Source organism: Devosia sp. (genome assembly GCF_040509215.1).
In the GTDB taxonomy this organism is placed as follows: domain Bacteria; phylum Pseudomonadota; class Alphaproteobacteria; order Rhizobiales; family Devosiaceae; genus Devosia.
In genome coordinates, this window is sequence record NZ_JBEVLL010000153.1 from 20373 (window position 1) to 29576 (window position 9204).

Here is a 9204-nt window from a genome sequence, read left to right on the forward strand (position 1 = left end):
TGCTAGAATACAAGTTATTTACTTAACCTTAACTTCACCAGCATACCGGGATATGTAGTTTCGCCTGAATAGGTTCAGTGGCCGATGAAACCCACCAGAATGGGGTGGGAAAGGGTCGGTGGGATGACGATCCGGGCCTGAGTTCGGTGCTCGTGATTGTCGAGCCGGATCGAGATTCCACACTCGACCGCCGTGCCTGGAGCGATCTCGGCAAAGAGGGTTTCGGCCGCCTGATCAAGCTTCAATTGCGCCTTTTCGACCGGCCCGGTTTTTGACAGCGCATTGCGCAGATAGCGCACGAATTCCTCGTTGACGCGCACTAGGGTTTTCGCCCGATTGAGCGCGAAGGAGGGCAGGGGCGCCAACTGCATCAGCTTGACGAGCGCCAGCGGCGCGGTCAGTGGCGCGAGGGCCGCATCGCGGTCGAGCAGGCGCTTGACCACGGCACTGCGAATGGTGCTCGACAGATTGGCGCCGACACCCCGGTCGAGCACGACCAGCTCGCGGACGAGGTCCGTCGTCTTGCGACCTTCATGCTGCGCGAGGCGGGCAAGGCCGTCCCAGAAGGCAGCTTCCAGCCTCAGCGCGTGCCGGCCCGATGGGGTGTTGATGGTGCGGAAGACAGGGATCGCCCAGTCGGCGGCGCCTTCAACGGCGGCCTGCGCGGTCTGGTCCGGACCCTCGAGGCTATCGTTCAATCAAGGCCTCCTGCTGCACCTTGTTGATTGGTTTCAGCAAGTATTGGAGGATCGAGTGGCGGCCGGTGATAATATCGACCGTGCTCACCATGCCGGGCAGGACTTGAAGTTCCTGGCCTCTATAGTCGAGCGAAGTTCTGTCGGCGCGCACCGTGACGAGATAGTAGGTTTCGCGCGAGTTCTGATCGACGATGCTATCGGCGCCGACATTGTCGACCACGCCCTCGATGCCGCCATAGATGGAGAAATCATAGGCGGTGAATTTGATGCGGGCCAATTGTCCGGGAATGACGAAGGCGACATCGGCCGGCTTCAGTCTTGCTTCCACGAGGAGGAAGTCGGACTTGGGCACGATGTCCATCAGCCTTGCGCCCGCCTGCACCACGGCGCCGATCGTCGAGACATCGATGCTGTTGACGATGCCATCCACGGGCGAACGAATTTCGGTGCGGCTCACCCGATCGGTCGCGCCGCGCAATTGTTGTTCGGCGCTTGCGAGTTCGGCGCGGCGTTGCGTCAGTTCGGAGAGGGCCTCCTGGCGGAATTGACGGTCGGCCTGTTCCACCTGCAACTGCGCTTCGCGCAGCGCTGCGTTGAGGCGCCCGGCGCTCTGCTCGGATGCCGCGATCTGGCCGGTAATGTCGGCGACTTCCGCCTGCAGCGTCAGGAGGTCGGTCTGGGCGGCCAGACCCCGTTCCGCCATCGGAGCGATGAGGTCGAGGCGCTGCTTGGTGATGTCGAGGCTGTTCTGCAGCCGGGTGTTGTTGGCTGCAAGCTCGTTGATTTCGCGCTGCCGCTGCTCGACGCGCTGGGCCAGCACATCGGTCGTGCTGGTCAGGTTTTCGAGGCGCGACTTGAGGAGTTCGATCTCGGCGTCGCAGACCTCCGGCGCCTGCAGGGCCACCAGGTTGGGACAGCGATACATCTCGATCGGCAGGCTCTGGCTCTCGATGCGTAGACGTTCGGTCTGCGCCTGAAGCGCGAGAACCCGCGCCTCGACTTCGCCGGCGCTCGAGGCGGTGTTGGTGTCATCAAGCCGGATCAGCAATTGGCCGGCAGACACCTGCTCGCCGGAGCGCACGAGAATATCGCTGACGACGCCAGGCTCGGCACTCTGGATGATCTGGGTTTTGCCCGAAGGGATGACCTTGCCTTCCGCCCGGCTGATTTGATCGACTTCCGCCCAGTTGGCCCAAAGCAGGAAGGCCGAAAGCGTGGCGGTGACGATGACAATGACATAGGTCCAGGAGCGCGGCGGCTTTTCGGCCGGCAGATAGTAGTCCCGCGCCTTCTGGTTTCCGGGCCCGAGCGAATTCATGCGCCTTCTCCCCGGCTGCGAAGCTGGGTGAGGACTTCGTCCTTGGGGCCGTCGGCGATGAGGCGGCCATTGTCGATGACGAGGAGACGCGACACCAGCGACAGGAGGCTATAGCGATGCGTCGCGATCAACACTGTCTGGTCCGGCGTCATGCTGGTCTCGAGGTGCTTGATCAGCTGCCGCTCGGTGGCCAGATCCATGGAGCTGGACGGTTCGTCGAGGAAGAGGATCTTTGGCTCGACGAGCATAGCACGTGCCAGCGCGATCGCCTGCCGCTGCCCGCCCGATAGCAGCATGCCGCGTTCGCCCACCGGCATGTCATAGCCCTGGGGATGGCGGGAGACGAAGTCTTCCACGCCGGCACGCCGGGCGGCGGTGAGAAGACGCTCTTCGGTGGCCCCGGGATCGCTCATCAAGATGTTGTCGCGCACGCTGCCGTTGAAGAGTTCGGGGTCCTGGACCACGAAGCCCACGGCGCGGCGCAGATCGTCGGGGTGGTATTGGTCGATATCGATGCCATCGATCGACACTTCGCCTTCGGTGGCGCGGTGGAAGTTGACCATCAGGCGGCCGATCGTGGTCTTGCCCGAGCCAATGCGGCCGATGATGCCGACCTTTTCGCCCGGCTTGACCGAGAAGGAAATGCCGTCGAGCACGAAGACCTTGGTGCCGGGATAGGCAAAGCGGATCTTGTTGAACGACATCCGCCCGGTCTGCACGACGCGCTGGGTCTGGTTCTGCCGGTTTGGACGCTCGTCCGGCAGCTTCATGATGGAGTCGACGGTCTGATAGGCTTCCATCGCCGTGCGGGCGCGCAGAAGTGTCGACGCGATCAGGCCGATCGGCGCGATCAGGCGGTTTGACAGCATCATGGCGGCGATGATGGCGCCCGTGGTCACTTCGCCCGTGGTAAAGGCATAGGAGCCGCCCACGATGATGCCAACGAGGGAAAGCTGGGACAGCGCAGCCGTCGAATTGGTGGCGACCGACTGCAGCATCCGCAACTGGTCCTGCGTGTGGGATGAAGCAAGCACTGCTGCTTCCCAGCGGCGCAGCAATTGTCCTTCGGCGCGGGAGGCCTTCACCGTCTGGGCGCTGGTCAGGGCTTCCACCAGAACCGAATTGCGTGCGGAAGACTCGGCGAGGGCGGACTTTACGGCTCGACCCGACAGGATGCCGACGACAAGCGTCATGCCCAGGGCAATGACGCCGGCAATGAGTGGGAAAACCACCAGCCAGCCGACAAGGAGCGCGATGATATAGGCGAAGATGCCAAGGAATAGCGCGTCGACGAACATGACCAGCGTGCTGGCCGCGACGAACTCGCGCAACACTTCATACTGGCCGATGCGGCTGACAAAGGCGCCGGTCGAGGCCGGCCGGTTGGCCATCGGCGTATTGAGCACCCGGTCGAACAAGGCCGAGGACAGGCGGAAGTCGATGGAACGTCCGACAAATTCGATCACGCCGGCGCGCGCCAACTTGAGCAACAGGTCGAATATGGACACCAGCGCCACGCCTATGGCGAGCACCCACATCGTCGTTTGCGCCGAGTTTGGCAGCACCCGGTCGTAGACGTTCATCGTGAAGAGCGGGAAGGCCAGAGCGAAGACGTTGATGAAGGCTGCGGCGAGCAGCACATACCAGATGCTGCGCATGTGCCCGCGCACCACCGACCAGAACCAGTGGCCGGTGCGCGCAAAGCGATGGCCGGAATAGTCCTGCACGTTTTCGAAATTGGGGAAGGGGCAGAGAAAGCTCGCGACGCGGCGGGCGTCGAGCGTCCTGGCGTCGATATTCTGTTCGGTGCCGACCAGCGGGTCATAGACCCGATACATGCGCCAGCCGATCTTGCGCAGGATCACCAGAGGTGGGCGATCACCCGGCAGCAGAATGGCCGGGAAGTCGTAGTCCTTGAAACGGGACAGCGCTTCGTTGACCGGGCGGACGGTAACGCCGATGCGTGCAAAGGCTGCCTCGATCAGGCTGACATCCATCAGCCCGTCCTTGAGCGGCAGGCCCGCCGTCAATGTTGATGGCGAGTCGGCTTTTCGCCAGGCGCGGGCAAGAAAGCGAACGCAGTCGAGAACGGGATCGAGGCTCCCATTCCCTGGCGTATCGGCAGGGGAAACGGCGGACATGACTAGTCTGCCACTCTCAAATTAAGCATGGTGCACTTCCGGACAGGCCCACGACAGTCCAATAGTATCGCATGGACCTGTCCAAAAGGCGCAATTATAGCGCCGAACTTAGTTTCCGAGTGTCGGAATAGTTAATGGCGAGAGCGTGCGCGGCTCCGAGTCTTCCCACGATTTCGCGTCGATCGCAGCACGCGAGTCGGCAACCGCGGTGCTATGGGCCTGTACGCCCATGAAGCCGAGGAGCGTGCCGCTGGCTGCCAGAACGCGATACTCGGCGAACATGACGCTGAAGCGTGCCGTCTCGCGCAGGATCTGCACGTTGACGCGGGTGTTCTGCGCATCGAGCACGTCGAGCAGCGAGCGCTCGCCGATCTTGAACTGATCGCGGTACGAGGTCACGAGTTCGGCCGAGGAATTGAGCTGCTGGTCATAGACCGAAGCCAGCTCGCCCTGGCTCTGCAGGCGCAGCCATGATTCACGGATCGCCTGCTCGACTTCGCGGACCGTCTGGTCATAGGCAAGCTTGGCTTCGCTTTCGCGGCGCGTTTCTTCCTGAACGGCGGCGGCCTTGATGCCACCATCATAGATGTTCCAGCGCATCGAGAGCTTGAGGCTCGCGTCGGAGCTGAAATCATCGGTGCCGGAAATGTCGTAGCCGGTGCTGGCGCGACCTTCGAGCAAGAGCTTGGGACGAAGGCCAGCCTCAGCCTGATCGACGAGCGCGGAGGCCGCATCGATATCGGCGGCAGCCGTCAGAGTGCGCGGATTGTTCAGGATCGCCTTGGCAATCAGCACCTCAAGCGAGGAGGGGATGGAGCCAGAAGCGCGCGGCGGTGCACTCACAGCGCCGGGCATCAGTCCAACATAGCTTCTGAATTCGATCTGGGCCGCAGCAAGCTCAACGCCGGCTTCGGTCAGGCGTGCACGGGCAGCGGCCATACGTTCGATCGACTGGAAGCGATCGGCTTCGGTGAGCTGACCGCTGTCGATGGCAGCGGCCACGTCGCTCACGATACCTTCGTGGAAGGCGACGTTTTGGCGGCTGAGTTCAACGATTTGCTGCTGCAGGATGAGCTGGTAGTAAACGCGGACGATCTGCAGGGCGATGAATTCGCTGCGCTCAAGAACGCGATACGATGCGCTATCGACACGGGCCGACTGACGCAGCACTTCGGCGTCACGGAAGCCGCCGTCGTAGAGATCAAACGAGGCAACGACGCCGATCTGGGTCGGGTAAAGTGCGTCGTTGTTGATGCCAGCCGCGCGGCGCGACGGCGTGTTCAGCATCTGAACGCCGGTCGACGCTTCGAGATCGACACGCGGAGCGTAGAGCCCGAGAGCCTGCTTCAGTTCAAAACCGGTTGCGTCGTGGTTCTGAATGGCTTGGCCGATCTGCGGATTGGTCTCAAGTCCAACCTGCACGGCATCGCGCAGGCTCATGGCATTGGCGCTAACGGTCGTCAGCAGGGCAACGCCTGAGAGTAGTAGCGCCTTGAGCAGAGAATTCTTCATCGAATGTTACTTTCTGCAAGCCGCGGGTTTATTTGAGCGAAATATAACGCTGGTGGAAACAATCGCATTTCTGGATTGATTCTTCGTCAATATTGCCGCCGTTGAGATAACCGATGGCTGCAGTGCACGCCCAGCGAGTTTCCATGGCCCAAGTGAAAGCCTGCTGGCGGGATGCCTGCACACGCGGATCGTTCATGCCGGCCTCGGCGTCCTGGAAATTATCCCAGAGCGTCTGCTTGACGACGTCACGTGGCTGCGACGGCAGCGTCGACTGCGTGTAACTGGTGCAGCTCGCGCTACGGTAAATGTTCAAATCTGCGGCTCCGGCGCTCCCCGCCAGAACAAGACCGCCGGCGATCAGCACGGATCGCAGCAACGACTTTACCATCATGTTCGTTATGTCCCCAAACTGAGCGACTTTTACTTGGGGGGTGAGACTTGCGCAAGTTCTCTCAGGCGATCAGCACTTTTTTAACCAAGGCGCGATGCGCAATCGACACACTCACAGAAATAGCGGATGCCATTGGAACGACCGAAAAAATCCGTACGCCTCAGCTATCTATCGGTAAAGTCAGCAGCTTTTTTTCGCCGGGGTGAATACTTGGGTGCAAGAGTCCAGCGCCGGCCCCGCGATAGTTTTGCACGGAATGAGAAGTATTTAAGCGGCCCATGGGCCAAGTATTTCCCTATCAATTCGGTCATCAACAGAAATTTTTGTGGCCTGGAGCCGAGATAGGGGCGTCTAGATCGCCGCCATTAAAGCGCGACCGCCCGTGCCTCACTGGTCTCGGGCAGCATGACGTCGCCAGCGGCGAGGTCGGCAAGAAACCGCGACAGGTCCGGTTCGTGGGCGGCCTCGGCGGCTTCGCGTGGCGACATCCAGCGGCGCTGGCGTTGCCCCTTCTCTTTCCAGCCCTTTTTCTCGCGCGTGACGGCAAGGGGGAAAATCACAGCCTGGCCGGGCGTGCTCGATCCATCGCTGAAGAGCTTTGAATAACGATAGGAGCCGACGGCCTGGGTATCGATGATGCCTTCGACGCCGGCTTCTTCCAGGGCTTCCTGTCGCGCGGATTCAGCCTCGTTCAGGCCCTTGATCGGCCAGCCCTTGGGCAGCATCCATTTTCCGTTGGTGCGGGAGGTGATGAGCAGTACCGAAATCGAGCCGTCAGCTTCTCGCCGCCACGGTAGCGCGGCGACCTGATGACAAAGCGCAGAGATGGCGGGCGCGGTATTCGCCATACGTGTTCCTGAACAAGCATCGACTCATGCTTTAAATAGAGTGCGCCGCATTGCGCAGAAAGGCAATGCACACGCGTTCATTCAGGCGTTCACTTAAGAGTTGGTCTCCCCGGCGCACTTGCCCTTTCCCGCCAATCGCGCTTAATCGCGCGACGGACAGGGTGACGACGAATGGCTGCGCGACAAGAGAACACTGCGACCCGGCTAGACGATGCCGCCCGCGCCGGCTGGCTCTATTATGTCGCCGGCAATACTCAGGAAGAGATCGCCGCCAAGATGGGCATTTCTCGCCAGTCGGCGCAGCGGCTCGTCTCGCTCTCGGTCAGCGAGGGCCTGATAAAGGTCCGCCTCGATCACCCCATCGGCCGCTGCATGGATCTCGGCGCGCGCCTTAAGTCGCGCTTCGCGCTCGATCTCGTCGAAGTGGTGCCCTCCGACCCGGCCAGCGACTCCACTACCATCGGCGTTGCCGAGGCGGGTGCTGCCGAAATCGAGCGCTGGCTGGTCCGCCCGGAGCCGATCACCATGGCCATCGGTACCGGCCGTACGCTGAAAGCGGCCATCGAGCAGATCCAGCCCATGGAATGCCCGCAGCACAAGGTCGTGTCGCTCACCGGCAATATCGCGCCCGATGGCTCGGCCGCGTTCTACAACGTCATCTTCAATGTCGCCGATACGGTGAAGGCCCGCAGCTTTCCCATGCCGTTGCCGGTCATCGCCTCCTCGGCCGCCGAGCGCGAAATGCTGCATCGTCAGCCGATGATCAAGGCGACCGTGGCCCTCGCCGCCGAAGCCAATGCCACCTTTGTCGGCATTGGCGACCTCGGACCCAGGGCGCCGCTGCTGCTCGACAATTTTATCTCCGAAGCCGACCACAAGATGCTACAGAAGGCCGGCGCGGTAGGCGAAATCTGCGGTTGGTGCTTTGATGCCGAAGGCCGGCTTATCGAGGGCCTGATCAACGACCGCGTCGCCTCGGCGCCCATTCCGTCCCGCGAATCGAGCCTCGTTGTCGGCCTCGCCATGGGCCGCCACAAGGCGCCGGCCATCCGGGCCGCGCTCAATCGGCGGCTGGTCAATGGTGTCATCACCGACGAGCGCACGGCCGAGCTGCTGCTCGCCTGAGGCTACAACCCCTTCTCCCCAATCCGTAGCCGGGCTTTTCCTGGTGATGCGTTATCGTGAGCAATCGTCCGGGAAATTTGTATTTTCCCGGACCGCTCTCCGCTCTTTCTCCCGTAAATCCCCACAACCTGACGCACGTACCTCCTGACGCTGCGCGTTGCCCCTATTGACATATCTGCTCAGCCAGTGAACATTTGCTCACGACAGGAGCAAAAACTCGCCTTGTCTTGGGAGGACTTCAATGAAACTGACACCCCTTTTCGTGGGCGCGATGACGCTTGCCCTTGTCGGCTCGGCTTCGGCGCAGACGCTGACCATCGCCACGGTGAACAATGGCGACATGATCCGCATGCAGGGTCTATCGAGCGCCTTCACCGAAGAGACTGGCATTGAGCTCAACTGGGTCGTGCTGGAAGAAAACACGCTGCGCCAGAACGTCACCACCGACATCGCCACCAATGGCGGCCAATACGACATCATGACCATCGGCACCTATGAAGCGCCGATCTGGGCCAAGCAGAACTGGCTGAAACCCCTCGACGCGCTCAGCGCCGATGCCGACTACGACGTCGACGATCTGCTGCCCGCCATCCGCGGCGGCCTCTCGGTCGATGGCAAGCTCTATGCCGCCCCGTTCTATGGCGAGAGCTCCTTCATCATGTATCGCACCGACCTGATGGAAAAAGCCGGCCTCACCATGCCGGAAGCCCCGACCTGGGAATTCATCGGCGAAGCCGCCCGTGCCATGACCGACCGCGCCAATGACATCAACGGCATCTGCCTCCGCGGCAAGGCTGGCTGGGGCGAAAACATGGCCTTCCTGACGGCCATGTCCAACTCCTTCGGCGCCCGCTGGTTCGATGAAAGCTGGAAGCCCCAGTTCGATACCGAGCAGTGGAAGAATACCCTCGATACCTATCTCTCGCTGATGGCCGATGCTGGCCCGGCGGGCGCCTCGTCCAACGGCTTCAATGAAAACCTGACGCTGTTCCAGCAGGGCAAGTGTGGCATGTGGATCGACGCCACCGTCGCCGCATCCTTCGTGACCAATCCCACCGACTCCACCGTTGCCGATAAGGTCGGCTTTGCCCAGGCTCCGGATACCGGCCTTGGCAAGCGTGGCAACTGGCTCTGGGCCTGGTCCCTCGCCATCCCCGCTTCCTCGCAGAAT

The 9204-nt window shown here is 61.7% G+C and carries 8 protein-coding genes; 2 read left to right on the forward strand and 6 right to left on the reverse strand.

What is annotated here, in order from left to right; all coding sequences use genetic code 11:
• Window positions 1–74: 74 nt before the first annotated feature.
• The 6 genes from ABW043_RS08500 to ABW043_RS08525 form a co-directional block, all read right to left on the reverse strand.
• Window positions 75–698 (reverse strand): ribbon-helix-helix domain-containing protein, encoded by a 624-nt coding sequence (locus ABW043_RS08500; protein WP_353920786.1) that lies wholly within the window; start codon window positions 696–698, stop codon window positions 75–77.
• A complete protein-coding gene (locus tag ABW043_RS08505; protein WP_353920787.1) occupies window positions 688–2016 on the reverse strand; it encodes an HlyD family type I secretion periplasmic adaptor subunit in 1329 nt (442 codons plus the stop codon). The genes ABW043_RS08500 and ABW043_RS08505 overlap by 11 nt, the downstream gene beginning before the upstream one ends.
• Entirely contained in the window at window positions 2013–4157 is a 2145-nt protein-coding gene (locus ABW043_RS08510) for a type I secretion system permease/ATPase (RefSeq protein ID WP_353920788.1), read from the reverse strand. The genes ABW043_RS08505 and ABW043_RS08510 overlap by 4 nt, the downstream gene beginning before the upstream one ends.
• A 108-nt stretch (window positions 4158–4265) precedes the next feature.
• Window positions 4266–5669, reverse strand: a complete 1404-nt coding sequence (locus ABW043_RS08515; protein ID WP_353920789.1) for a TolC family protein — start codon at window positions 5667–5669, stop codon at window positions 4266–4268.
• A gap of 28 nt (window positions 5670–5697) precedes the next feature.
• A complete protein-coding gene (locus ABW043_RS08520) occupies window positions 5698–6060 on the reverse strand; it encodes a hypothetical protein (RefSeq protein ID WP_353920790.1) in 363 nt (120 codons plus the stop codon).
• Window positions 6061–6425: 365 nt separating this feature from the next.
• Window positions 6426–6908, reverse strand: coding sequence for an NUDIX hydrolase (locus ABW043_RS08525; protein ID WP_353920791.1), 483 nt, complete (start codon window positions 6906–6908; stop codon window positions 6426–6428).
• 171 nt (window positions 6909–7079) lie between these two features.
• On the opposite strand from ABW043_RS08525, the gene ABW043_RS08530 reads away from it, so the two are divergent.
• Both ABW043_RS08530 and ABW043_RS08535 read left to right on the forward strand, forming a co-directional pair.
• A complete protein-coding gene (locus ABW043_RS08530; protein WP_353920792.1) occupies window positions 7080–8033 on the forward strand; it encodes a sugar-binding transcriptional regulator in 954 nt (317 codons plus the stop codon).
• 241 nt (window positions 8034–8274) lie between these two features.
• On the forward strand, window positions 8275–9204 hold a 930-nt coding region (locus ABW043_RS08535), incomplete at its 3' end, for an ABC transporter substrate-binding protein (RefSeq protein WP_353920793.1).